The following is a 23,934-nucleotide window of genomic DNA, read 5'->3' on the forward strand; positions in this document are numbered from 1 at the left end:
AGGCCTCACAACCCGCCGACGAACCCACCCGGAGCGGGACGTACGGTGTGCCCCATGTTGACCTCCCTCATCGGCTTCACCGTGGTGGCCGCGCTGCTGACCATCTCGCCCGGCCCGGACTTCGCGGTGGTCCTGCGGACCGCGCTCGGCTCGGGGCGGCGCGCCGCGCTGTGCAGCGCGCTGGGCATAGCCGCCGGGTGCTTCGTATGGGGACTGGCGGGGGCGGTCGGGCTGACCGCGATGCTGGCCGCCTCGCGGGCGGCGTACGACGCGCTGCGGGTGGCCGGCGCGGTGTACCTGGTGTGGCTCGGGGGCCAGGCACTCCTCAGCGCCCGACGCCGGCGGCGGGCGGGCGCCGGGGAGACCGGCGCCGCGGACGGGCCCGCGGACGACGCCGCGCCCGCCGTCCCGACCAGCCCCTGGCGGGCGTTCCGCACCGGACTGCTGACGAACGTCCTCAACCCCAAGGTCGGCGTGGTCTACCTCTCCCTGCTGCCGCAGTTCATCCCGCACGGCGCCCCGGTGGTCGGCACCACGCTGCTGCTGGTGGGTGTGCACGCGGCACTGGGTCTGCTGTGGCTGGGCGGGGTCACCCTGGCGGTGCACCGGGCGCGGGCGGTGCTGCAACGTCCGCGGGTGCGGCGGCGGTTGGACCAGGCCACCGGCGGGGTACTGGTGGCACTGGGCGCGGCGGTCGGGTTCGAGGTCGCCCGCTGATCCGCGACCGCGCGGACCGGCCGGCGCACGGCCCGGCCGGTGCCGGCGAAGCGCACATCGGTCTCCGCACCGGACGCACGGGCGCTTGAACCGCCCGTGCGCGGTGCGGAGCACCCCGTCCACGGGGGCGCAGAAGGGGGAGCCATGGAGTATCTGGGCACGGGCATCGGCTGGCGGCCGGAGATCGCCGCGGAGATCGCCGCACTGCCCGGGGTGGACTGGGTGGAGGTGGTGGCCGAGAACGTCTGCCCCGGCCATCTCCCCCACGCCCTGCGGGAGTTGCGGGAGCGCGGGACGACGGTGATCCCGCACGGCGTCTCCCTCGGGCTCGGCGGCGCGGACCGCCCGGACGCCGGCCGGCTGGCGGCGCTCGCCGAACGGGCCACCGCACTGGCCGCCCCGCTGGTCACCGAGCACCTCGCGTTCGTCCGCGCCGGCGGCCCGCCGACCGCGTCGCCGGCGAGGGAGACCGGGCACCTGCTGCCGGTGCCGCGCACCCGCGACGCACTCGCCGTGCTCTGCGAGAACGTCCGGATCGCCCAGGACGCGCTCCCGGTGCCGCTGGCCCTGGAGAACATCGCCGCGCTGTTCTCCTGGCCCGGCGAGGAGCTGACCGAGGGGCAGTTCCTGACCGAACTGGTCGAGCGGACCGGGGTCCGCCTCCTGATAGACGTCGCCAACCTCCACACCAACCACATCAACCGCGGCGAGGACCCGGCCACGACCCTAAACGCGCTCCCGGTCGAGGCGCTCGCCTACGTCCATGTCGCGGGCGGCGTCGAACGGGACGGCGTCTGGCACGACACCCACGCCCACCCGGTGAGCCGGCCGATACTGGACGTCCTGGCGGAGCTGTGCGCCCGCACCGACCCGCCCGGTGTGCTGCTGGAGCGGGACGACGACTTCCCCGAGGGCCACGGGCTGGCCGGTGAACTGGACGCGATCCGCGCCGTGGTGGAGGGAGCACGCCATGGCCGGGCGGCTTGAACCGGCGGCGGGGAGCGACGACGCCCCGGCGGCGGACACCGCTGCGGCGCGCGAGCGGCTGGCCCGGGCGCAGGCCGCGCTGCTGTCGGCGCTGGTGGCCGGGACGCCCGCGCCGGAGGGCTTCGACCAGGCCCGGCTGCGGGTGCAGAGCCGTGCGCTGGCCGCCAAACGGGCCGCGGTCGTCGGCCGCATCGCCCCCGAGCTGCCGCAGATCCTCGGCGACGGCTACCGACCGGCCTTCCTCGACTACGCCCACCACCGCCCCATGAGCGGCGGCTACCGCCAGGACGCCCTGGACTTCGCCGCGTTCCTGCTGTCCCAGGGCCGCCCCGCGGACCCGGCGGCACGCCGGCAACTCACCCGCTGGTGGCGCGACCGTTCCGGCCCGCGGCCCCCGTCCCCGCACCCCGCGGCCCGCCTCGCCCGCGCCACCGCCCTGCGCACCCACACCCTGTGGCGCACCCTGCGCCGCAGGTAATACCGCACGTCACGAACTGCTGCCATCGAGGCGGAGATTGACGCACCCTCCACCAACGGCCAGCCCGAAGTCCCCGCTCCCCAACGGAGGTTCACCACTCCCACCCCCTCCGCGAAACATCACGTCCACATGGCGAGATATTTCTGGCGAGGTCGGCGTCCGTACCGTAGAACCTCCGCCATGTGGCTCCTTTTCCTCCTTCTCGCCTGGTGCGCGGCGGTCGTCTCCTGCGTCCGCGTGTGCCGCACGGCGATCGCCGCCGGCCGGATCCGGCACCAGGCACCGTCCGCCCCGGCGGACGACGCTCCGGCCCCCGACGACGGCGGGCTCACCCTGTACGAGACCGCCTACCTCTCCGGCGGCCCGCACCGACTGGCCGACGTGGTGCTGGTCCTGATGGCGCAGCAACGACGGCTGCACCTGGCCCACACCGGCTGGGCCACGGTCGTCGACCCCGTCGGCCACGATCCGGTCGAGCGCGCCGCCCTCACCGCCATAGGCCCCGAGGGCCAGCGCCCCATACCGGCCGTGCGGAGCGCCCTGTCGACCACGGACACGGTCCGGGGGATGGCCGACCGGCTGGTCCGCGCCGGACTCGCGGCGCCCGCCGCGGTCCGCTCGGGGATCGGTTCCGCGGTCCGCCAGGTGCAGGGCGCCGCCCTCCTGGTGGTGCTGGCCGCCGGCGCGACCTACTGGATGGCGCCGGCCGGCAACGGGGCGGGCCTGATACTGGCCTGGTTCGCGCTCCCGTTGATCCTCACCCTGGCCACCTGGGCCATCGCCCGCGTCGAGGCCCACCCGTACACCGACTGGGCCACCGAGGCCGGTACGGCGCTGCTGCGGCACGTCCACCCCGGTGTGCGGAAGAGACCCGCAGGAGCGGTTCCGGGCGGCCTGACAGGGCTGGCGCTGCACGGGCCCGACGCACTCGCCGATCCGGGTTTGCGCGCGGCGCTCCACTCTTCCGGGGCATAGCGTCCGACACCGCCGCCCGGTGCTTTACTTCGCCTCCGATCGGCCCAACTATCCCTTTTGTATGCCCACCGTGCGGACCAGTGCGGCGAAGCCCCGCACGCGCACCGCGCACCCTACGAAGGGACGGCTCGTGAGAGCACTTGCGTTGTACGGCGCCCTCGGGTCGCTGGTCCTGACCGGCCTCACCCCCGCACCGGCCGGCGGCGCCGTCCGGGATCCGGCGGCACCCCCCGCCCCCGTTCACCACCTCACCTTCGGCCGGTGCGCGGCCGTGGAGCACCTCCCGGCCTCCGTCGAGTGCGGCACCCTCACCGTGCCGCTCGACTACGCGCGCCCGGGCGGCAAGAAGATCAAGCTGACGGTCAGCCGGGCCCGGGCCACCGGCGAGGGCAAGCACCAGGGCGCGCTGGTCTTCAACCCCGGCGGCCCCGGCGCGTCCAGCATGCAGTTCCCGCTCTACGGGACGCTGCCCAACTGGCGCCGCACCGCCCGCGCCTACGACTTCGTCGGCTACGCACCGCGCGGCGTGGCGCGCAGCGCGCCGCTGTCCTGCCAGGACCCCAAGGAGTACGCCAAGGCGCCCACCGACAGCCCGCGGCACCCCACCGCCGCCTTCAAGCGGGAGAAGGTGGCGCAGGCCAGGGCGTACGCCCGCGGCTGCGCCCAACGGGCCGGCGCCGACCTGCCGTTCTACAACTCGGTCAACAACGCCCGGGACCTGGACATGCTGCGCGCGGCGCTCGGCGAGAAGAAGCTGACGTTCATGGGCGCCTCCTACGGGACGTACTTCGGGGCGGTCTACGCGACGCTCTTCCCCGGCCACGTCCGCCGGATGATCTTCGACAGCGTGGTCAACCCCGAGCCCCGGCAGATCTGGTACCGCAACAACCTCGACCAGAGCACCGCCTTCGAGCGGCGCTGGAAGGACTGGCTGCGCTGGGTCGCCAAGCACCGCGCCACCTACCACCTGGGGAGCACCCCGAAGGCCGTGCAGCACTCCTACGACACCGCCCTCGAACGGCTGCGCCGCAAGCCGGTCAACGGCAAGATCGGCCCCGGCCAGCTCCAGTCGGCGTTCCTCAAGACCGGCTACAACGACGCGTTCTGGCCGATGCGCGCCGAGGCGCTGTCGGCATACCTGCACGGCGACGCCAAGCAGTTGATCGCCCAGGCCCTGCCCTCCGGCGACGCCAAGGCCGAGGAGAACTCCAACGCCGTCTACACCGCCGTGGAGTGCAACGACGCGGCCTGGCCGCACAACTGGAGCACCTGGGACCGGGACAACACCGACCTGGCCCGCACCGCACCGTTCGAGACCTGGGACAACGTCTGGATGAACCTGCCGTGCGCGTTCTGGCCGGACCGCGGGCAGTCGGCGGCCAGAGGCGTCGAGGAGGCGGCCCACGGCACCGCCGACCGGGCCGCCAAGGGCTCCCCGGCCGGCGGTGAACTGGCCGACGCCTCCCTGCACGCCGCCGCCACCGACCTGGACGACGCGCTGCGCGGCCCGCGCGGCCCGCTCGACGTCCGCACCGAGCCCGGCGCCCTGCCCTCGGTACTGCTGCTGGCCGCCGAACGGGACGCGGCCACCCCGTACGCGGGCGCACTGGAACTCCAGCGGCGGCTGCCGGGCTCGTCCCTGGTCACCGAGCGGGGCGCGGGCACCCACGGCGTCGCGTTCGGCCCCAACGACTGCGTGAACGCCCACGTCGAGGCGTATCTGCTGCACGGGAAGGTCCCCGGGCACCGGGTGTACTGCGGCCCGCGCGCCGAGCCGGTGCCGGGGCAGTCGCTCCGGCACGCCCGGCAGCACCTGGCGCACCCGGTGACGGGGAAGTAACCGCCGCCCTCATAGACGCACGTGCGGGCCGCCCCTTCACGGGGGCGGCCCGTACGCGTGTCTGCGGGGGCGGGCGGCCGGTCAGGCCAGGCCGGCGACCAGCTCGGCGACCGGCTTGCGGCGACCGGTGTAGAAGGGGATCTCCTCACGGACGTGCTGACGCGCCTCGGAGCCGCGCAGGTGCCGCATCAGGTCGACGATGCGGTAGAGGTCGTCGGCCTCGAAGGCGAGGATCCACTCGTAGTCGCCGAGCGAGAACGACGGCACGGTGTTGGCCCGGACGTCCGGGAAGCCGCGGGCCATCTTGCCGTGGTCGGCGAGCATCCGGCGGCGGTCCTCGTCGGGGAGGAGGTACCAGTCGTAGGAGCGCACGAAGGGGTAGACGCTCACGTAGTCGCGGGCGCGCTCGTCGGCCAGGAAGGCCGGGATGTGCGACTTGTTGAACTCGGCGGGGCGGTGCAGCGCCATGTTCGACCAGACCGGCTCCAGGGCGCGGCCCAGACGGGTGCGGCGGAAGCGGTTGTACGCCTCCTGGAGGGCGTCGGAGCTCTCCGAGTGCCACCAGATCATCACGTCGGCGTCGGCGCGCAGGCCGGAGACGTCGTAGGTGCCGCGGACCACCACGTCCTTGGCGGCGAGCTGCTCGAAGAGCTCGTCGACCTCGTCGGCGTAGCCGGCCCGGTCCTCGGGGAGGACGTCGCGCAGCTTGAAGACCGACCAGAGGGTGTAGCGGATGACCTCGTTGAGGTCCTTGGCCTTCTTGCCCGCGTGGGGGATCTTGTCGGGGGCGGGGGTGGAAGCGTCTGTCATGTCGTCCATTCTCACTCGCTTTCGCCGGCACCCGTCGCCAGGGTCCCAAGGACCTCGTCGGCGGCCTGGTGTGCGGAGGAAATACATGCCGGGATGCCGACGCCGTCGTAGAGCGCGCCGCACACCCGCAGCGGACCGGGCAGGCCGGCGACCGCGGTCCGGACGCGCGCCACCCGGTCCACGTGGCCGACGGTGTACTGCGGCAGCCCGTCGTCCCAGCGGGTGACCGCGGTGGCCACCGGGCGGGCGGCCAGGCCGACCGCCTCGCCGAGATCGGCCAGGGAGAGCGTGACCAGGTCGGCGTCGTCGCGCGCCAGGTCGGCCTGGTCGCCGTAGCGGCCCAGGGAGGTGCGCAGCACGAAGAGGTCCGGGTCGGCCTGGCCGATCCAGTCCCACTTGTTGCTGGCGAAGGTGGACGCCTTGATCCGGTGGCCGTCGACCGGCGGGACGAGGAAGCCGCTGCCGCTCGGGACGGTGCCCAGGTCGGCACGGCGGAAGGCCATGGTGACCAGCGCCATCGAGGCGTACTCGACGGGGTCCAGGGCGTCGGCGGCGGCCGGGCTGCCGGCGCGGAGCAGAGCGGCCGCGGCCGGCGCGGGAGCGGCCAGGACCACCGCGTCGGCGGTGAACGTACGGTCCCCGGCCCGGACCTGCCAGCCGTCGGGGCCGGTCCAGCGCAGCTCCCGTACGGGCATGCCCACCAGGATCTCGCCGCCCGCGCGGCGGACCGCGCCCGCCACCGCACCGGGCAGGGTCCCGATCCCGCCCGCGATGCCCATGAAGACCGGACCGTTCGCGGCCATGCCCTCGGGGAGGGCGGTCACGGCACGCTCCTGGATGGCCCGCACGCCCTCGATCAGCGAACCGCCGCGCCGCGCCACGTCGAAGAGCTGCGGGACCGCGGCGCGCATCGAGATGCGGTACGCGTCGCCCGCGTAGACCCCGCCGAGCAGCGGTTCGACGAGCCGGTCGACGACCTCCCGGCCGAGCCGCGCGGCGACGTACTCGCCGACCCCGACATCGGTGCCGGCGTCGGTCGTGGGCAGCGTCCGGTCCTCCTCGATGCGGGCCAGGCCCTCCGGGGAGAGCACACCGGAGGCGGTGAGCGGCGCCAGATCGCCGGGGACGCCCATCACATGGCCCTTGGGCATCGGGCGCAGCGCACCGCGGGTCCACAGCGACGCGGTGGCGGTGCCGGGCGGCTGGAGCCGTTCGCCCAGGCCCACGGCCCGCGCCAGGGCCACCGCCTCGGGCCGCCGGGCCAGCATCGACTCGGCACCGAGATCGACCGGGACGCCGGCGACATCGCCGGCCAGCAGCTTGCCGCCCAGACGCTCGGACGCCTCCAGCAGGGTCACCCGGACCCCGCCCTGAAGCAGCCGGTGCGCGGCGGCCAGTCCCGCGATCCCGCCGCCGATGACCAGGACATGATCGGGCGCTGGGCCCGTTCCGCTATGCGCTGTGCTCATGTCCTCAACTGTCTCAAAGGCCCTTCGGCCCTCCGGGAGCCGGGCCGAGCGGCCCGCTCGTCCTGCCCACGGCACCGGCACCGCCGGTGAAGGTGGCCGGGCACACCGTTGACACCGGGCGGTGGCGGGCAAAGACTCGGGGCGGCGGGCGGCGATCTTCGAACCGCCCGGCCGCCGATCCGCTACCGCGAGGACAGCGCAGACAGCGAGGACACAGCCTGATGACCGAGCCACACGTACGCGACGCCGTGCGGGACGTCTACATCGTCGACGCGGTACGGACACCGGTCGGCAAATACGGCGGCGCGCTGGCCGGGGTGCGCCCCGACGACCTCGCCGCCCATGTGCTGCGCGCCCTGGTGGACCGCACCCCGCAGCTCGATCCCGCGCGGATCGACGACGTCTACTTCGGCGACGCCAACGGCGCGGGCGAGGACAACCGCAACGTGGCCAGGATGGCGGTGCTGCTGGCGGGGCTCCCGGTGAGCGTGCCGGGCGTGACCGTCAACCGGCTGTGCGGGTCCGGGCTGGAGGCGGTCATCCAGGCGGCCCGCGCCATCGCGCACGGCGACGCGCAGATCGCGGTGGCCGGCGGCGTGGAGTCGATGAGCCGGGCGCCGTACGTCCTGCGCAAGCCCGACCGCGCCTTCCCCGCGGGCCACCAGGAGATGTTCTCCTCCACGCTGGGCTGGCGGATGGTCAATCCGCGGATGGCGCCGGAGTGGACGGTGGCGCTGGGCGAGGGCGCCGAGCTGGTCGCCGAGAAGCACGGCATCGGCCGGGAGCAGCAGGACGTGTTCGCGCTGGCCAGCCATCAGAAGGCGGTGCGTGCCTGGGCCGCGGGCGACTACGACGCGGAGGTCGTGCCGCTGCCGGGGGTGGACCTGGCCCGTGACGAGACGATCCGGGAGAACTCCTCGCTGGAGGCGCTGTCCAGGCTCAAGCCGGTCTTCCGCACCGAGCAGGGCACGGTCACCGCCGGCAACTCCTCCCCGCTGAACGACGGCGCGGCCGCGCTGCTGCTGGTCGACGAGGAGGGGCTGCGGGCCACCGGGCGGGAGCCGCTGGCCCGTATCCGCGCGAGCGCGGTGACCGGCATCGAGCCGCAGTTGTTCGGGCTCGGCCCGGTGGAGGCGGTCCGGCGGGCGCTGGAGCGGGCCGGGCGGGGCTTCGGCGACCTGGCGGTCTGCGAGCTCAACGAGGCGTTCGCGGCCCAGGCGTTGGGGTGCATCGCCCAGTGGCCGGAACTCGACCCCGCCGTGGTCAATCCGCGCGGCGGCGCGATCGCCATCGGACACCCGCTGGGCGCCTCCGGGGCCCGCCTCGCCGGCGCGGTGGCCCACCAACTCGCCGCCCAGGGCTCGGGCACCGGCCTGGCCGCACTGTGCATCGGCGTGGGCCAGGGGCTGGCGATGGTGCTGGAGCGCTAGCCCCACCGCTCGGGACACGGCGCGTCCGCCGGGCGGGCGATCCGGTCGGACCGCCCGCCCGGATCGCCGTCCGCCGGACGCGCCCCGCCTCCATGGGGCACACTCGTTGCCCACTCGGTTGACCTATCAACTGCCCCGTTCCCACCGGAGGTTGGCGCGATGGCCCTGCTCGATCCCAAGGACTGGCTCACCCTGCACGGCGGCCCCGCCGAGGCGGTGGAGCCCGCGACGGGCCAGGCGCTGGCGGAACTGACGCTGGCCGCGCCCGCCGACGTCGCGGAGGCCACCGCCTCGGCCGCCGCGGCGCAGCGGGACTGGGCCCGCAGACCGTACACGGAACGGGCCGCGGTGCTGCGCCGCGCCGGCGACCTCCTCCACCGGCACGCCGCGGAGATCGGCGAGTGGCTCGTCCGGGAGGCCGGCAGCATCCAGGGCAAGGCCGAGTTCGAGATCCGCACCGCGGCCGAGGAGTGCTACGAGGCCGCCGCGCTGGCCCACCGCCCGCTGGGCCAGGTGCTGCCCTCGGGCGCACCGCGCCTGTCGTACACCACCCGGGTGCCGGCCGGAGTCGTCGGCGTGATCGCGCCGTTCAACGTCCCGCTGGTCCTCGCCGCCCGCTCCGTCGCCCCGGCCCTCGCGCTCGGCAACGCGGTGGTGCTCAAACCCGACCCGCGGACCGCCGTCTGCGGCGGGCACGTCCTGGCGGCGGTGTTCGCCGAGGCCGGCCTGCCGGCAGGGCTGCTGCACGTCCTGCCCGGCGGCGCGGACACCGGACAGGCGCTGGTCGAGGACCCGCGGGTGCGGATCATCTCCTTCACCGGCTCGACCGCGGCCGGCCGCAGCGTCGGCGCGCTGGCCGCCCGGCACCTCAAGCGCGCCCACCTCGAACTCGGCGGCAACAGCGCCTTCCTGGTGCTGGAGGACGCCGATCTGGACGCCGCGATGTCCACCGCCGCCTGGGCGTCCTTCTTCCACCAGGGCCAGGTGTGCATGACGGCCGGCCGGCACCTCGTCCACGCCTCCCTCTACGAGGAGTACGTGGCGCGGCTGGCCGAGAAGGCCGACGCGCTGACCGTCGGCGACCCGTTCCGCGCGCAGGTCCACCTCGGCCCGGTCATCGACCGCGGACAGCTCGACAAGATCGACGCGCTGGTCCGGGAGAGCGCCGCGGCCGGCGTGCGGATCGCCGCCGGCGGCACCCACGAGGGGCTGTTCTACCGGCCGACGGTGCTCGCCGACGCGGACCCGTCGGCCGCCCACGGGCCGGGCTCGGTGGGCACCTGCCCCGCCTACGCCCAGGAGGTCTTCGGCCCGGTCGCCCCGGTCCGCGCCTTCCACACCGTCGACGAGGCGGTGGCCCTGGCGAACGAGTCCTCCTACGGGCTGGCGCTGGGCATCGTCACCCGCGACGCGGCCCGCGCCCTGGAGCTGGCCGAGCGGATCCCCACCGGTCTGCTGCACCTGAACGACCAGACAGTCAACGACGAACCGGTGGCGGCCTTCGGCGGATCGGCCGACTCCGGGACCGGCTCCCGCTTCGGCGGCGACGCCAACCTCGACGCGTTCACCGAGACCCGCTGGACGACGGTGCGCGCCACCCCGGCCGCGTACCCCTTCTGAGCCGGCCCCGGCACCGCCAATCCCGCGCACCGGCGCACCCCCGCACGATCATGTGGACGAGGACGAACGAGAGGACGTGGTGGGGATGGCGGCGGAGCGCCTGGTGGTCGTCGGCGGCGATGCGGCGGGGATGGCCGCCGCCTCGCATGCGCGCCGGCTGAAGGGACCGGACGAACTGACCATCACCGCCTTCGAACGCGGCCACTTCACCTCGTACTCCGCCTGCGGCATCCCGTACTGGGTGGGCGGCGAGGTGGACGGCCCGGACGCGCTGATCGCCCGCACGCCCGAGGAGCACCGGGCCCGGGGCATCGACCTCCGGCTGCGCACCGAGGTCGTCGAACTCGACCTGGACCGGGGCCGGGTGCGCAGCCGCGACCTGGAGGACGGCGGCCGCGCGTCATGGACCGGCTTCGACAAGCTGGTGCTGGCGACCGGGGCGCGCCCCCTGCGCCCCCCGCTGCCGGGCATCGACGCACCGGGCGTCCACGGGGTGCAGACGCTGGACGACGGGCAGGCACTGCTGCGCGGCCTCCAGGGCGCGACGGGCCGGCGGGCCGTGGTGATCGGCGCCGGCTACATCGGCGTCGAGATGGCGGAGGCGCTGATCAACCGCGGATTCGAGGTGACGGTGCTGGAGCAGGGCGCCCAGCCGATGTCCACCCTCGACCCGGACATGGGGACGCTGGTGCACACCGCGATGACCGGTATGGGCGTCAAGGTGGTGACCGGCGCGCGGGTCACCGAGGTGCTGACCGGCGCGGACGGCTGGGCCCGCGCGGTGCTGGCGGAGGGCACCGCGTACCCGGCGGACGTGGTCGTGCTCGGGCTGGGCGTCCGCCCGGAGACCACCCTGGCCGAGGCGGCCGGACTGCCGCTGGGCGCGTACGGGGGCCTGCGCACCGACCCGTCGCTGCGGGTGTCCGGCCAGGAGCACGTCTGGGCGGGCGGGGACTGCATCGAGGTGCGCGATCTGCTCACCGGGGAGTTCCGGCATATCGCGCTGGGCACCCACGCCAACAAGCACGGCCAGCTCATCGGCGCCAACGTGGCCGGCGGCTACGGGACCTTCCCCGGGGTCGTCGGGACGGCCGTCAGCAAGGTATGCGATCTGGAGATCGCCCGCACCGGGCTGCTGGAGAGTCAGGCCCGGGCCGCGGGGCTCCAGTACGTCACCGTCACCGTCGAGTCCACCAGTCGCGCCGGCTACTACCCCGGCGCCCGCCCGATGCACGTGAAGATGCTCGCCGAGCGGCGCACCGGGCGGCTGCTCGGGGTGCAGATCGTCGGGCGCGAGGGCGCCGGGAAGCGGGTGGACATCGCCGCGGTGGCCCTCACCGCCGGGATGACGGTGGAGCAGATGACCTCGCTGGACCTCGGATACGCCCCGCCGTTCTCGCCGGTGTGGGACCCGGTCCTGGTGGCGGCCCGCAAGGCGGACGCGGCGGTGCGGGCGGCCGGGGCCTGACGGCCCCCGGCCGCGCCCGGCTCAGCGCGCGGTCTGCGCGTGGACGTACTCGACGAGCCCGGTCAGCGCGCCCGGGTCGGTGGTCGGCAGCACGCCGTGGCCGAGGTTGAAGACGTGGCCCGGCAGACCGGCGGCGGCGTCGAGGACCTCGCGCGCCTTGGTCTCGACGGCCTCGCGGGGAGCGAAGAGCACCGCCGGGTCGAGGTTGCCCTGGAGCGCCTTGCCGGGGCCGACCCGGCGGACCGCCTCGTCCAGCGGGACCCGCCAGTCGACGCCGACCACGTCCGCGCCGGCCTCGCCCATCAGGCCGAGGAGTTCGCCGGTGCCGACGCCGAAGTGGATCCGCGGGACGCCGTGGACGGCGACCGCGTCGAAGACCTTGGTGGAGGCCGGCATCACCGCGCGCCGGTAGTCGGCCGGGGAGAGCGCGCCGACCCAGGAGTCGAAGAGCTGCACCGCGCTGACGCCGGCCTCGATCTGGACCTTGAGGAAGGCGGCAGTGATGTCCGCGAGCCGGTCGAGCAGGTCGGCCCACAGCTGCGGGTCGCCGTACATCATGGCCTTGGTCTGCTCGTGGTTGCGGGACGGGCCGCCCTCGACGAGGTAGCTGGCGAGCGTGAACGGCGCGCCGGCGAAACCGATCAGCGGGGTGGCGCCCAGCTCGCGGGTGAGCAGGCCGATGGCCTCGGTGACGTAGGGGACGTCCGTGGGCTCCAGCGGGCGCAGCCGCTCCAGGTCGGCGCGGGTGCGGATGGGGTTCTCCACGACCGGGCCGATGCCGGGCTTGATGTCGAGGTCGATGCCGATCGCCTTCAGGGGCACCACGATGTCGCTGAAGTAGATGGCGGCGTCCACACCGTGCCGGCGCACCGGCTGCAGCGTGATCTCGGTGACCAGCTCCGGCTGCATGCAGGAGTCGAGCATCGCGATGCCCTCGCGGACCTTGCGGTACTCGGGCAGTGAGCGCCCGGCCTGGCGCATGAACCACACCGGCGTGTGCGGCACCGGCTCGCGCCGGCACGCCTTGAGGAAGGCCGAGTCGTACGTAGCGGTCTGCGGGTGGCCCGTAGGGGCGTCGTTGGCGCTCACGCGGCAAATCTTCGCACGCACCCGGCGGCACCTCCGAATGGGCGACGCGCGCACCGGGTGTCCTCCGCGTATGAGCGCCGTCTTCCGCCTACCCTTCCGGGCATGGCTGCGGCTCAAGAACACCTCGCGGACAGCGCGGACGAGACCCCGATCCCCTTCCGTCAGGCGGTCGAGGCGCTCCGCGCGGCACGACTGCGGCCGGAGATCGAGATCGACCCGACCCCCGCACCAAAACGACTCGCCCCGTACGCCTACGCATTGGAGGCCACGGTCGTCGAGCACGGCACGGGCCCGGACGGCGAGGACCGGGACCTGGCCGACGGCCGGCTGGTGGTGCTGCACCAGCCGGCCGGCGACGAGACCTGGCACGGCACGTTCCGGGTGGTGACGCTGGCCCGCGCGGAACTGGAGCCGGAGATGGGCACCGACCCGCTGCTGCCGGAGGTGTCCTGGTCCTGGCTGACCGGCGCCCTGGACGCGCGCGGCGTCCGCTACGGCGCGCCCAGCGGCACGATCACCCGCGCCGGGTCGCACTACTTCGGCGAGCTGGCGGCGCGGGAACCGGCGACCCAGATCGAGATCCGCGCGTCATGGACGCCGGCCGAGGGTCCGGGCGGGGTGCCCGACCTCGCGGCGCACCTGGCGGCGTGGTGCGACCTGCTGTGCCAGGTGGCCGGGCTGCCGCCGGCCCCGCTGGACCCCTCGCCGCGCGGCGGGGTGGTGGCACTGCCCCAGCGTCGCGGTCCGCACGCCCGCTGACCGGCGGAAACGACCAACGGCAGGTGCCGCGCACCGGGATGCTCCGGGTGCGCGGCACCTGTCGTTCGCCGTTTCCGGTTCCGGACGGCATCGCGTACGCCTGTGATCACCTCGATGTGCACTGCGTGCTCACCTTGATCGCTCACGCGTCCGGTTTGCCCGAATTGCCCCTAACTAAATCGTGATCAAAGTCTAAAGTCCCGCCGGATTGCTGCCGAAGAGGTCAGTGACCCTTCAAACACGGATCATTCCGGCTTTCCCCAGCCGGCTTCCGTCTCCGCCACTCCCCAGGAGGCCCGGTGTCAGTTCTCCTTGAGCAGCCTTCGAGCCTGGTCGCCTACCGCCCGAACAAGCCGACCGCCATGGTCGTCGTGGCCGACCCCCGCGTCCGCTCCACCGTCACCCGTCACCTGTGGGCCCTCGGCGTGCGTGACGTGATCGAGGCGTCGTCCATCGCGGAGGCCCGTCCCCGCGTCGGCAACCCGCGCGACATCTGCGTGGCCGACGTCCACCTTCCCGACGGCTCCGGCCTGACCCTGCTGTCGGAGACGCGGGCGGCCGGCTGGCCCAACGGCCTGGCGCTCTCCGCCGCCGACGACATCGGCGCGGTGCGCAACGCGCTCGCCGGCGGCGTCAAGGGCTACGTCGTCACCGGCACGCGCACCAACCTGGGCCTGCCGGGCCGACCGGGCGCCACGCCGATCGGCGCCAACGCGGCCCGGATGCAGCGCCGTCCGCCGGGCGCCCCGGGCCACCCCGGCGGCTACCGCGAACTCTCGGGGCGCGAGGTGGAGGTGTTGCGGCTGGTGGCGGAGGGCCAGTCCAACAAGGCCATCGGCGTCTCGATGGGGCTGTCGGCGCTGACCGTGAAGAGCCACCTCGCGCGGATCGCACGCAAGCTCGGCACCGGCGACCGGGCCGGGATGGTGGCGGTCGCACTGCGCACCGGCATCATCCACTGAAACCCGCCTCCTGCCCCGTCCCGCCCGTCGAGGGAACATTCCCCCGACGGGCGACGCGCATCCACAGATACCCTTGACTGGTGACCGACGCCCAAAAGACCGCAGCAGACACGACACTGCGAGCACCCGGAGAATCGCCTCCGGATTCCCGACCGGCGCCGGTACCCCTACTGGAGCCCCGTGAGGGGATCCCTCCGGTGACCGCCACCCCGGAGGCACTCACCGAGGTCATCGCCGCCTTCGCCGCCGGCCGCGGACCGGTCGCGGTGGACGCCGAGCGCGCCTCGGGCTACCGCTACGGCCAGCGCGCCTACCTCATCCAGCTGCGCCGCGAGGGCGCCGGCAGCGTACTGATCGACCCGGTCGGCTGCCCGGACCTCTCCGCGCTGGGCGCGGTGATCTCCGACACCGAGTGGGTGTTGCACGCCGCCACCCAGGACCTGCCCTGCCTGCGCGACATAGGGATGATCCCCACCGGGCTCTTCGACACCGAGCTGGCCGGGCGGCTGGCCGGCTTCCCCCGGGTCGGCCTGGGCGCCATGGTCGAGAACGTCCTCGGCTTCGCCCTGGAGAAGGGCCACTCCGCCGTCGACTGGTCCACCCGCCCGCTGCCCGAGCCGTGGCTGCGCTACGCCGCGCTCGACGTCGAGCTGCTGGTGGACCTGCGCGACGCGCTGGAGGAGGAGCTGGACCGGCAGGGCAAGCTGGAGTGGGCCCGGCAGGAGTTCGCGGCCATCGCCACCGCTCCCCCGGCGCCGCCCCGCAAGGACCCCTGGCGCCGCACCTCCGGGATGCACAAGGTGCGCCGACGCCGGCAGATGGCGGTCGTCCGGGAGCTGTGGACGCTGCGCGACCAGGTCGCCCAGCGGCGCGACGTCTCGCCCGGCAAGGTGCTCGGCGACGCCGCGATCGTCGAGGCCGCGCTCCAACTGCCGCCCAACACCCACGCGTTGGCCGCACTGTCCGGGTTCGGGCACCGGATGGGCCGGCGCCAGCTGGAGCAGTGGCAGACCGCCATCGACCGTGCCCGGGCGCTGCCGGAGACCGAGCTGCCGCAGCCCGGACAGGCGCCCGGCGGCCCGCCGCCGCCCCGCGCCTGGGCCGACAAGGACCCGGCCGCGGCGGCCCGGCTCGCGGCCGCCCGCGCCTCGGTGACCGCGCTCGCCGAGCAGCTGCACCTCCCGCAGGAGAACCTCATCACCCCCGACACGGTGCGCCGGCTGTGCTGGGAGCCGCCGTCCGGCCCGACCCCGGAGACGGTCGCCGAAGTCCTCACCGGACACGGCGCCCGTCCCTGGCAGATCGAGCTGGTCGCGCCGCTGCTCACCGACGCACTGCGGGCGAGCGGCGCCTGACCGCGCCCCGCAATCGACCCACCGACGGCCCCGGCCGCGCCTGCACCGCGCGACCGGGGCCGTCGGCGTTCGCCGCGTCGCCGCGTGCGCTGCGCCGACGGGTTCCGGCCGGCGCGCGGTGTGACGTTCGCCGCTCCGGGCGAGGGGGGTGTGCAGCTTGGTTACTCGTAAGTAGCATGGGCCTGTGACGCGTCCTCCGGGGCGCGAACGCAGCAGTGCCATCCCGCACCTGGAGGAGAGCCAACGTGCCTCGTACCGCTAGGGACGTCGTCTTCGTCGACGGCGTCCGCACCCCGTTCGGCAAGGCGGGCCCGAAGGGCATCTACCACGAGACCCGCGCCGACGACATGGTCGTCAAGTGCATCCGGGAGCTGCTGCGCCGCAACCCGGACCTGGACCCGGCCCGGATCGACGAGGTCGCCCTCGCCGCCACCACCCAGATCGGCGACCAGGGCCTGACCCTGGGCCGCACCGCCGCCATCCTGGCGGGGCTGCCGCAGTCGGTGCCCGGCTTCTCCGTGGACCGGATGTGCGCCGGTGCGATGACCGCGGTGACGAGCATCGCCGGCGGCGTGGCCTTCGGTGCGTACGACATCGCCGTGGCCGGCGGTGTCGAGCACATGGGCCGGCACCCCATGGGCGAGGCCGTGGACCCCAACCCGCGCTTCGTGTCGGAGAAGCTGGTCGACGAGTCCGCGCTCTTCATGGGCATGACGGCGGAGAACCTCCACGACCGGCTGCCCCACCTCACCAAGCAGCGCGCCGACGAGTACGCGGTGCGCAGCCAGGAGAAGGCCGCCAAGGCGTACGCCGACGGCAAGATCCAGCAGGACCTGGTGCCGATCTCGGTGCGCCGCACCTCCCCCGAGGGCGGGGAGCTCGGCTGGGGCCTGGCCACCGCCGACGAGCCGATGCGCCCGGGCACCACGCTGGAGAACCTCACCGGCCTGAAGACCCCGTTCCGCCCGCACGGCCGGGTGACCGCGGGCAACGCCGCCGGCCTCAACGACGGCGCCACCGCCTCGCTGATCGCCGCCGAGGACGTGGCCCGCGAGCTGGGCCTGCCGGTCAAGATGCGCCTGGTGGACTACGCCTTCGCCGGCGTCGAGCCCGAGGTGATGGGCATCGGCCCGGTCCCGGCGACCGAGAAGGCCCTGGCCAAGGCTGGTCTGACGATCGACGACATCGGCCTGTTCGAGATCAACGAGGCGTTCGCCGTCCAGGTGCTCTCGCTGCTCGACCACTACGGCATCGCCGACGACGACCCGCGCGTCAACCAGTACGGCGGCGCGATCGCCTTCGGCCACCCGCTGGCGTCCTCCGGCGTGCGTCTGATGACGCAGCTGGCGCGGCAGTTCGAGGAGCAGCCCGAGGTCCGCTACGGCATCACCACCATGTGCGTCGGCTTCGGCATGGGCGGCACCGTTATCTGGGAGAACCCGCACCACAAGGGGGCAGGCAAGTGACCACCACCGCTGAGCTGTTGAAGGGTGCGGCCGCGCTGTTCCCGGACGAGGTCGTGACGCAGGCGCACGTGCGCCACCTCGACCTGCCCAAGGGCGCGGGCCGGTTCGCGCTCATCACGCTGGACAACGGCCTGGACCACACCAAGCCGACCACCTTCGGCCCGCAGTCGCTGGCGAACCTCGACGCCGCGATCGACCAGGTCGAGAAGGAGGCCGCGGCCGGCGAGATCGTCGGCATCGGCCTCACCGGCAAGCCGTTCATCTTCGCCGTGGGCGCCGACCTCAAGGGCGTCGAGCTGCTGGCCCGCCACGAGGACGCACTGGCCATCGGCAAGGGCGGCCACGACGTCTTCAAGCGGCTGTCCGCGCTGGCCGTGCCGACCTTCGCGTACTACAACGGCGCCGCGATGGGCGGCGGTGTCGAGGCGGGTCTGCACTGCACCTACCGCACCGTCTCCAAGGCGCTGCCGGCCTTCTCGCTCCCCGAGGTCTTCCTCGGCCTGGTGCCCGGCTGGGGCGGCTGCACGCTGCTGCCGAACCTCATCGGCGCCGACAAGGCGATCTCGGTCATCATCGAGAACTCGCTCAACCAGAACAAGCAGCTCAAGGGCAAGCAGGTCTTCGAGCTCGGCATCGCCGACGCGCTCTTCGAGGGCGCGGACTTCCTGGAGCGGTCGCTGGACTGGACCGCCGCGGTGCTGACCGGTGAGACCGAGGTCCACCGGACCGAGGTGGACCGCGGCGAGGCGTGGGACGCCGCCGTGCAGCGCGGCAAGGCGATCGCGGACGGCAAGGTGCACGGCGCGGCCCCGGCCGCCTACCGCGCGCTGGACATCATCGCGGCCGCCAAGAACGCGGGCTCCGCCCGCGAGGGCTTCGACACCGAGACGCTGTTTGATCTCGAAAACGTGGCGCTGGCCGACCTCATCATGGGCGGCGAACTCCGCTCCGGCATCTACGCGTTCAACCTCGTGCAGAAGCGCGCCAAGCGCCCGGCCGGTGCGCCGGACAGGTCGCTGGCCCGCCCGGTCACCAAGGTGGGCGTGGTCGGCGCCGGTCTGATGGCCTCTCAGCTGGCGCTGCTGTTCGCCCGCCGCCTGGAGGTCCCGGTCGTCCTCACCGACATCGACCAGGCGCGGATCGACAAGGGCGTCGCGTACGTCCACGGCGAGATCGACAAGCTGCTCCTCAAGGGCCGCGTCAACCAGGACAAGGCGAACCGCCTCAAGGGCCTGGTCTCCGGCCACCTCGACAAGGCCGCCGCCTTCGGCGACGCGGACTTCGTCATCGAGGCCGTCTTCGAGGAGATGGGCGTCAAGCAGCAGGTGTTCGCCGAGGTCGAGGCGGTGGTGCCGGCGCACGCCATCCTCGCCACCAACACCTCCTCCCTCTCGGTCACCGAGATGGCCTCGAAGCTCAAGCACCCCGAGCGGGTCGTGGGCTTCCACTTCTTCAACCCGGTCGCGATCCTGCCGCTGCTGGAGATCGTCCGGGCGGAGCAGACCGACGACGCGTCGCTGGCCACCGCCTTCGCGGTCGCCAAGTCGCTGAAGAAGACCGCGGTGCTGGTCAAGGACGCCCCGGCGTTCGTCGTCAACCGCATCCTGACCCGCTTCATGGGCGAGATCCAGAACGTCATCGACGAGGGCACCTCGGTCGAGGTCGCCGAGAAGGCGGTCGAGCCCCTGGGCCTGCCCATGTCGCCGCTGGTGCTGCTGGAGCTGGTCGGCCCGGCGATCGGCCTGCACGTCTCCGAGACGCTGCACGGCGCCTTCCCGGAGCGCTTCACGGTCTCCCCGAACCTCAAGGCCGTCGTCGAGGCCGGCAAGCGCGGCTTCTACGTCTACGACTCCGGCAAGCCGGAGCTGGACCCGGAGGTCGCCGCGCTGCTCAAGCAGGGCGACGCGGTGCTGACCGAGGAGCAGGTCCGCGACCGGGTGCTGGACGCCGTCGCGCAGGAGATCGGCCTGATGCTGGACGAGGGCGTGGTCGCCGAGGCGCAGGACATCGACCTGTGCCTGATCACCGGCGCCGGCTGGCCCTTCCACCTGGGCGGCATCACGCCGTACCTGGACCGTGAGGGCGTCTCCGAGCGGGTGACCGGCAAGAAGTTCCTGGCCCCGGGCGTCGCGAGCGTTCCCGCCTAAGGGACCTGCACAGCTGGGTAGTTGGCGCGCGGACCGGCTCGGTGGAGCCGGTCCGCGCGTCGTTCCGTACCCGGACGCAGGGCGGGCGGCGGCGCGGCGCGTGGCAGGCTGGCGGTATGGATTCCTTGGTCGTCGTCGATGCCGCGAACGTCGTCGGCTCGGTGCCCGACGGCTGGTGGCGGGACCGGCGCGGCGCGGCCGAGCGGCTGCGGGACGCGCTGGCCGACCGCGCCGCGACGGGGCTGCCGGGGCTGGTCGAGCCGCCGCTGGAGCTGGTCCTGGTGGTGGAGGGCGCGGCGCGCGGGGTGGCGTCCGTACCGGGCGTCCGGGCGGTGTCGGCGCAGGGCAGCGGCGACGACGCGATCGTGGCGCTGGTGGCCGACGAGGGCGCGGACCGGGACTGCCTGGTGGTCACCGCCGACCGCGGGCTGCGCGAGCGCGTACAGGCGCTGGGCGCCCGTGTGACGGGCCCGCGGGCGGTCCGCGGGGAAACGGGTCGGCGCGGGGCGTCGTAGCCGCGCAGCGCGGCGTCTGCGGCCGCGGGGCCGACGGGCGGGCGCGGCCCACAGCCGCGGGCCGGCCCCGGACGGGAGCGCTACGGGCGGGCGCCGGCCGCGTCCCGTTCCCGCAGGTACCGGGCGAGGCGGCTGTTGCGGCGCCCGTAGAGGAAGTAGACGACGAAGCCGGCCGCCATCCAGATCGCGAAGCGGACCCAGGTCTCGGCCGGCAGATTGAGCATCAGCCACAGCGAGGCGAGCACCGACAGCACCGGCACCACCGGGACGAACGGCGTGCGGAAGGCGCGCGGCAGGTCCGGGCGGGAACGGCGGAGCAGCACCACGCCGACGGCGACCACGACGAACGCGAACAGCGTCCCGATGTTGACGAGTTCGGCCAGCACGTCGATGGAGGTGAAGCCGGAGACCACCGCGACGACGGCACCGAGCACGATGGTGGAGCGGTGCGGGGTGCCGAACTTCGGGTGCACACGGGAGAAGACCTGGGGCAGCAGCCCGTCCCGGCTCATCGCGAAGAACACCCGGCTCTGGCCGAGCAGCAGGATCATGCAGACCGAGGTCAGGCCGACCGCCGCCCCAAAGCTGATCAGGCCCGCGAAGAAGGGGTAGCCGACGTGCTTGAAGGCGTCGGCGAGCGGGGCGTCGACGGTGAGCCGGTAGTACTTCTCCATGCCGGTGACGACGATGGAGACGGCGACGTAGAGCAGGGTGCAGATGGCCAGGGAGCCGAGGATGCCGCGCGGGACGTCGCGCTGCGGGACGCGGGTCTCCTCGGCCGCGGTGGCCACGATGTCGAAGCCGATGAAGGCGAAGAAGACCACCGCGGCCGCCGCGAAGACGCCCATCACGCCGAAGTCGGACGGGGTGAAGCCGAACATCAGCTGGGAGAGCGGTGCGGCCAGTCCCCCGCCGACGGCGCTGGGGCGGCTCGGCGGGATGAACGGCCGGTAGTTCTCCGGGGAGATGAGGAACGCGCCGGCGATGATCACCAGCAGCACCACGGTCACCTTCACGCCGACGACCACCGTCGTCACCTGCGAGGAGAGCTTCATGCCGAGCACCAGGACGGCCGTGATCACCAGGACGAGGACGCAGGCGAGCAGGTCGAAGCCGAAGTGCCCGCCGTGGCTGCCGGACAGCGCCGCCGGCACGTGCACCCCCACCGAGTCCAGCAGCGAGCGCACATAGCCGGACCAGCCGACGGCGACCACCGCACACCCCAGGGCCAGTTCCAGGATCAGGTCCCAGCCGATGATCCAGGCGGGCAGTTCGCCCAGGGACGCGTAGGAGAAGGTGTACGCGGAGCCGGCCACCGGCACGGTGGAGGCGAACTCCGCGTAGCACAGCGCCGCCAGCGCGCAGACCACACCGGCGATGACGAAGGAGAGGGCGACGGCGGGCCCCGCCTGCTCCTTGGCGATCTTCCCGGTGAGGACGAAGATGCCGGTGCCGATGACCACACCCACGCCGAAGACGGTCAGGTCGAGCGCCGAGAGGGACTTCTTGAGCGCGTGCTCCGGCTCCTCGGTGTCCTGGATCGACTGCTCGATGCTCTTCGTCCGCAGGACGCCGCGGTCGCGGCGCGTGATGCGCGGGGGGTGCGGCCCGGGGCCCGGTGCCTGACCCCGCGGTCCGTGCTGTGTGCTCATGGGCGTACCTCCGCCTGGACGGCCCTCGCGATCTCCTGAACTGCCCGAGTCTGCGCAATGTCCGTAAGGGGGCAGCGGCGGCGGGCCTTCGGGGACCGGGGATTCACCCGATGGGTGGGAACCCCGGAGAGGCCGATGGGCCGGTCGGAACATCCGTGCGGATGTCCGGCCGGCCCATCGGGCGGTACGGGGCGCGGGTCAGTCGCTGGCCACCTCGGCGGGCTCGGCCGCGCCGGCGCCACTCTCCGCGGTGCCGGCGGGGTCCGCGGCCTTCGGGGCCACCTCGGCGTCGTCGTCCCGGTTGTCCATCTTGGCGACCAGACCGGTCACCTGGCGGGCGATGTCCGGGGCGGTGAGCCCGATCTCCGCCATGACCTCCTTGCGGGAGGCGTGGTCCAGGAACCGCTCGGGGATGCCGAAGTCGCGCAGCGGGACGTCCACACCGGCGTCCCGGAGCGCCTGGGCGACGGCCGAACCGACGCCGCCGGTACGGATGTTGTCCTCGACGGTGACCACCAGCCGGTGCTTCGCGGCCAGGCCCGGCAGCGCCTCGTCGACCGGCTTGACCCAGCGGGGGTCGACGACGGTGGTGGAGATGCCCTGCTTGTCGAGCAGGTCGGCGACCTCCAGGCACATCGGGGCGAGCGCACCGACCGACACCAGCAGGACGTCGGGCCGCCCGGCGGCGGCGGGCTCGCGCAGCACGTCCATGCCGCCGACCCGCCCGACCGCCTCGACGGCCGGGCCGACCGCGCCCTTGGAGTAGCGCACCACGGTGGGCGCGTCGTCGACCTCGACGGCCTCCCGCAGCTGGGCGCGCACCTGGTCGGCGTCGCGCGGCGCGGCGATCCGCAGGCCGGGGACGACCTGGAGGATCGACATGTCCCACATGCCGTTGTGCGAGGCGCCGTCGGTGCCGGTGACACCGGCCCGGTCCAGGACGAAGGTGACGCCGCACCGGTGCAGCGCGACGTCCATCAGGACCTGGTCGAAGGCGCGGTTGAGGAAGGTGGCGTAGACCGCGAAGACCGGGTGCAGCCCGGCGGTGGCCATACCGGCGGCGGAGACCGCGGCGTGCTGCTCGGCGATGCCGACGTCGTAGACCCGGTCCGGGAACTGCTTGGCGAACTTCTCCAAGCCGACCGGCTGGAGCATGGCCGCCGTGATGGCGACGATGTCCTCGCGCTCCTTGCCGAGCTCGACCATCTCGTCGCCGAAGACGGACGTCCAGTCCTTGCCGCCGGAGGAGATCGGCAGGCCGGTGTCCGGGTGGATCTTGCCGACGGCGTGGAAGCGGTCGGCCTCGTCCTGGAGGGCCGGCTTGTAGCCGCGGCCCTTCTCGGTCAGGCAGTGGACGATCACCGGGCCGCCGAAGCGCTTGGCGCGGGCCAGCGCGGACTCCAGCGCCTCGATGTCGTGGCCGTCGATCGGGCCGACGTACTTCAGGCCCAGGTCCTCGAACATGCCCTGCGGGGCGATGAAGTCCTTCAGGCCCTTCTTGGCGCCGTGCAGGGTCTCGTAGAGCGGCTTGCCGACGACCGGGGTGCGCTCCAGGATGTCCTTCCCGCGGGCCAGGAAGCGCTCGTAGCCGTCGGTGGTGCGCAGGGTGGCGAGGTGGTTGGCCAGGCCGCCGATGGTCGGCGCGTAGGAGCGCTCGTTGTCGTTGACGACGATGACCAGCGGGCGGTCCTTGGCGGCGGCGATGTTGTTGAGCGCCTCCCAGGCCATACCGCCGGTGAGGGCGCCGTCACCGATGACGGCCACCACCCGGTCGTCCGTGCCGCGGACCTCGTGGGCCTTGGCGATGCCCTCGGCCCAGCCCAGCACGGTGGAGGCGTGGCTGTTCTCGATGACGTCGTGCTCGGATTCGGCACGGGAGGGGTAGCCGGAGAGGCCGCCCTTGGCCTTGAGCTTGGAAAAGTCCTGGCGGCCGGTCAGCAGCTTGTGGACGTAGGACTGGTGTCCGGTGTCCCACAGGACCTTGTCCTTGGGGGAATGGAAGACGCGGTGCAGGGCGATGGTCAGTTCGACCACGCCGAGGTTCGGGCCGAGGTGTCCGCCGGTCTTGGAGACCGCGTCGACGAGGAAGCCGCGGATCTCCCCCGCCAGCTGCGTGAGCTGCTCGGGCGAGAGCCGGTCCAGGTCGCGCGGCCCCTTGATACGGGTCAGCAATGCCACCCCATGCCTCCTTGCTG

General features: G+C 73.6%; 17 protein-coding genes and 1 pseudogene. 13 read left to right on the forward strand and 5 right to left on the reverse strand.

Features of this window, described 5'->3' with window-relative positions:
* Positions 1-54: 54 nt before the first annotated feature.
* The 4 genes and pseudogenes from ACIQE0_RS33550 to ACIQE0_RS33565 all read left to right on the forward strand — a co-directional run bounded on the left by ACIQE0_RS33550 (position 55) and on the right by ACIQE0_RS33565 (position 4,997).
* Positions 55-717 (forward strand): LysE family translocator, encoded by a 663-nt coding sequence (locus ACIQE0_RS33550; protein ID WP_402339039.1) that lies wholly within the window; start codon positions 55-57, stop codon positions 715-717.
* A 144-nt stretch (positions 718-861) separates the two neighbouring features.
* Positions 862-2,182: pseudogene (locus ACIQE0_RS33555) on the forward strand (DUF692 domain-containing protein).
* 180 nt (positions 2,183-2,362) lie between these two features.
* A complete protein-coding gene (locus tag ACIQE0_RS33560) occupies positions 2,363-3,157 on the forward strand; it encodes a TIGR04222 domain-containing membrane protein (protein ID WP_402339041.1) in 795 nt (264 codons plus the stop codon).
* 130 nt (positions 3,158-3,287) lie between these two features.
* On the forward strand, positions 3,288-4,997 hold the full coding sequence (locus ACIQE0_RS33565) for an alpha/beta hydrolase (protein WP_402339043.1): 1,710 nt from the start codon (positions 3,288-3,290) through the stop codon (positions 4,995-4,997).
* Between the two features lie 81 nt (positions 4,998-5,078).
* Here the strand turns inward: ACIQE0_RS33565 and hemQ are convergent, their stop codons facing one another.
* Together hemQ and hemG are read right to left on the reverse strand one after the other, a co-directional pair.
* Positions 5,079-5,816, reverse strand: coding sequence for a hydrogen peroxide-dependent heme synthase (hemQ, locus tag ACIQE0_RS33570; RefSeq protein ID WP_384102060.1), 738 nt, complete (start codon positions 5,814-5,816; stop codon positions 5,079-5,081).
* Positions 5,817-5,818: 2 nt separating this feature from the next.
* A complete protein-coding gene (hemG, locus tag ACIQE0_RS33575; RefSeq protein ID WP_402339045.1) occupies positions 5,819-7,276 on the reverse strand; it encodes a protoporphyrinogen oxidase in 1,458 nt (485 codons plus the stop codon).
* A gap of 221 nt (positions 7,277-7,497) precedes the next feature.
* On the opposite strand from hemG, the gene ACIQE0_RS33580 reads away from it, so the two are divergent.
* The 3 genes from ACIQE0_RS33580 (at position 7,498) to ACIQE0_RS33590 (ending at position 11,794) form a co-directional block, all read left to right on the forward strand.
* The gene (locus ACIQE0_RS33580) at positions 7,498-8,706 is read left to right on the forward strand and encodes a thiolase family protein (RefSeq protein WP_402339047.1); all 1,209 of its coding nucleotides are present in this window, start codon (positions 7,498-7,500) and stop codon (positions 8,704-8,706) included.
* 159 nt (positions 8,707-8,865) lie between these two features.
* Entirely contained in the window at positions 8,866-10,326 is a 1,461-nt protein-coding gene (locus tag ACIQE0_RS33585) for an aldehyde dehydrogenase family protein (RefSeq protein WP_402339049.1), read from the forward strand.
* 85 nt (positions 10,327-10,411) lie between these two features.
* Entirely contained in the window at positions 10,412-11,794 is a 1,383-nt protein-coding gene (locus ACIQE0_RS33590) for an FAD-dependent oxidoreductase (protein ID WP_366338636.1), read from the forward strand.
* Between the two features lie 21 nt (positions 11,795-11,815).
* Here ACIQE0_RS33590 and hemE read toward each other — a convergent pair whose 3' ends face one another.
* The gene (gene hemE, locus ACIQE0_RS33595; RefSeq protein ID WP_402339051.1) at positions 11,816-12,883 is read right to left on the reverse strand and encodes a uroporphyrinogen decarboxylase; all 1,068 of its coding nucleotides are present in this window, start codon (positions 12,881-12,883) and stop codon (positions 11,816-11,818) included.
* 102 nt (positions 12,884-12,985) lie between these two features.
* Here hemE and ACIQE0_RS33600 point away from each other — a divergent pair, with 102 nt between their 5' ends.
* From ACIQE0_RS33600 to ACIQE0_RS33625, 6 genes are all read left to right on the forward strand, one after another.
* Positions 12,986-13,642: a DUF3000 domain-containing protein gene (locus tag ACIQE0_RS33600; RefSeq protein WP_402339053.1), complete on the forward strand. Its 657-nt coding sequence runs from the start codon at positions 12,986-12,988 to the stop codon at positions 13,640-13,642.
* Positions 13,643-13,941: 299 nt separating this feature from the next.
* Positions 13,942-14,604: a response regulator transcription factor gene (locus tag ACIQE0_RS33605; protein ID WP_274912735.1), complete on the forward strand. Its 663-nt coding sequence runs from the start codon at positions 13,942-13,944 to the stop codon at positions 14,602-14,604.
* Between the two features lie 80 nt (positions 14,605-14,684).
* Positions 14,685-15,959 (forward strand): ribonuclease D, encoded by a 1,275-nt coding sequence (locus ACIQE0_RS33610; protein WP_366340277.1) that lies wholly within the window; start codon positions 14,685-14,687, stop codon positions 15,957-15,959.
* 245 nt (positions 15,960-16,204) lie between these two features.
* A complete protein-coding gene (locus tag ACIQE0_RS33615) occupies positions 16,205-17,425 on the forward strand; it encodes an acetyl-CoA C-acyltransferase (protein ID WP_366340275.1) in 1,221 nt (406 codons plus the stop codon).
* Positions 17,422-19,572 carry a 3-hydroxyacyl-CoA dehydrogenase NAD-binding domain-containing protein gene (locus ACIQE0_RS33620; RefSeq protein ID WP_402339056.1) on the forward strand — a complete coding sequence of 717 codons (2,151 nt, stop codon included), beginning with the start codon at positions 17,422-17,424 and terminating at the stop codon, positions 19,570-19,572. The genes ACIQE0_RS33615 and ACIQE0_RS33620 overlap by 4 nt, the downstream gene beginning before the upstream one ends.
* Positions 19,573-19,688: 116 nt before the next feature.
* Positions 19,689-20,087: an NTP pyrophosphohydrolase gene (locus ACIQE0_RS33625; protein ID WP_366337286.1), complete on the forward strand. Its 399-nt coding sequence runs from the start codon at positions 19,689-19,691 to the stop codon at positions 20,085-20,087.
* Positions 20,088-20,167: 80 nt separating this feature from the next.
* On the opposite strand, the gene ACIQE0_RS33630 is transcribed toward ACIQE0_RS33625, so the two are convergent.
* Entirely contained in the window at positions 20,168-21,739 is a 1,572-nt protein-coding gene (locus tag ACIQE0_RS33630) for an amino acid permease (RefSeq protein WP_402339058.1), read from the reverse strand.
* Positions 21,740-21,937: 198 nt separating this feature from the next.
* Positions 21,938-23,917 carry a 1-deoxy-D-xylulose-5-phosphate synthase gene (gene dxs, locus ACIQE0_RS33635; protein ID WP_402339060.1) on the reverse strand — a complete coding sequence of 660 codons (1,980 nt, stop codon included), beginning with the start codon at positions 23,915-23,917 and terminating at the stop codon, positions 21,938-21,940.
* Between the last annotated feature and the right edge of the window lie 17 nt (positions 23,918-23,934).

Source organism: Streptomyces sp. NPDC093097, from assembly GCF_044754325.1.
In the GTDB taxonomy this organism is placed as follows: Bacteria; Actinomycetota; Actinomycetes; order Streptomycetales; family Streptomycetaceae; genus Streptomyces.

Bases quoted from the DNA above. Each gene is read 5' to 3' on its own strand.
- ACIQE0_RS33630 (WP_402339058.1), bottom strand. From the start codon at position 21,739: ATGAGCACACAGCACGGACCGCGGGGTCAGGCACCGGGCCCCGGGCCG.
- ACIQE0_RS33580 (WP_402339047.1), top strand. From the start codon at position 7,498: ATGACCGAGCCACACGTACGCGACGCCGTGCGGGACGTCTACATCGTC.
- hemG (WP_402339045.1), bottom strand. From the start codon at position 7,276: ATGAGCACAGCGCATAGCGGAACGGGCCCAGCGCCCGATCATGTCCTG.
- ACIQE0_RS33600 (WP_402339053.1), top strand. From the start codon at position 12,986: ATGGCTGCGGCTCAAGAACACCTCGCGGACAGCGCGGACGAGACCCCG.
- ACIQE0_RS33550 (WP_402339039.1), top strand. From the start codon at position 55: ATGTTGACCTCCCTCATCGGCTTCACCGTGGTGGCCGCGCTGCTGACC.
- ACIQE0_RS33560 (WP_402339041.1), top strand. From the start codon at position 2,363: ATGTGGCTCCTTTTCCTCCTTCTCGCCTGGTGCGCGGCGGTCGTCTCC.
- hemQ (WP_384102060.1), bottom strand. From the start codon at position 5,816: ATGGACGACATGACAGACGCTTCCACCCCCGCCCCCGACAAGATCCCC.
- ACIQE0_RS33590 (WP_366338636.1), top strand. From the start codon at position 10,412: ATGGCGGCGGAGCGCCTGGTGGTCGTCGGCGGCGATGCGGCGGGGATG.
- ACIQE0_RS33585 (WP_402339049.1), top strand. From the start codon at position 8,866: ATGGCCCTGCTCGATCCCAAGGACTGGCTCACCCTGCACGGCGGCCCC.
- ACIQE0_RS33625 (WP_366337286.1), top strand. From the start codon at position 19,689: ATGGATTCCTTGGTCGTCGTCGATGCCGCGAACGTCGTCGGCTCGGTG.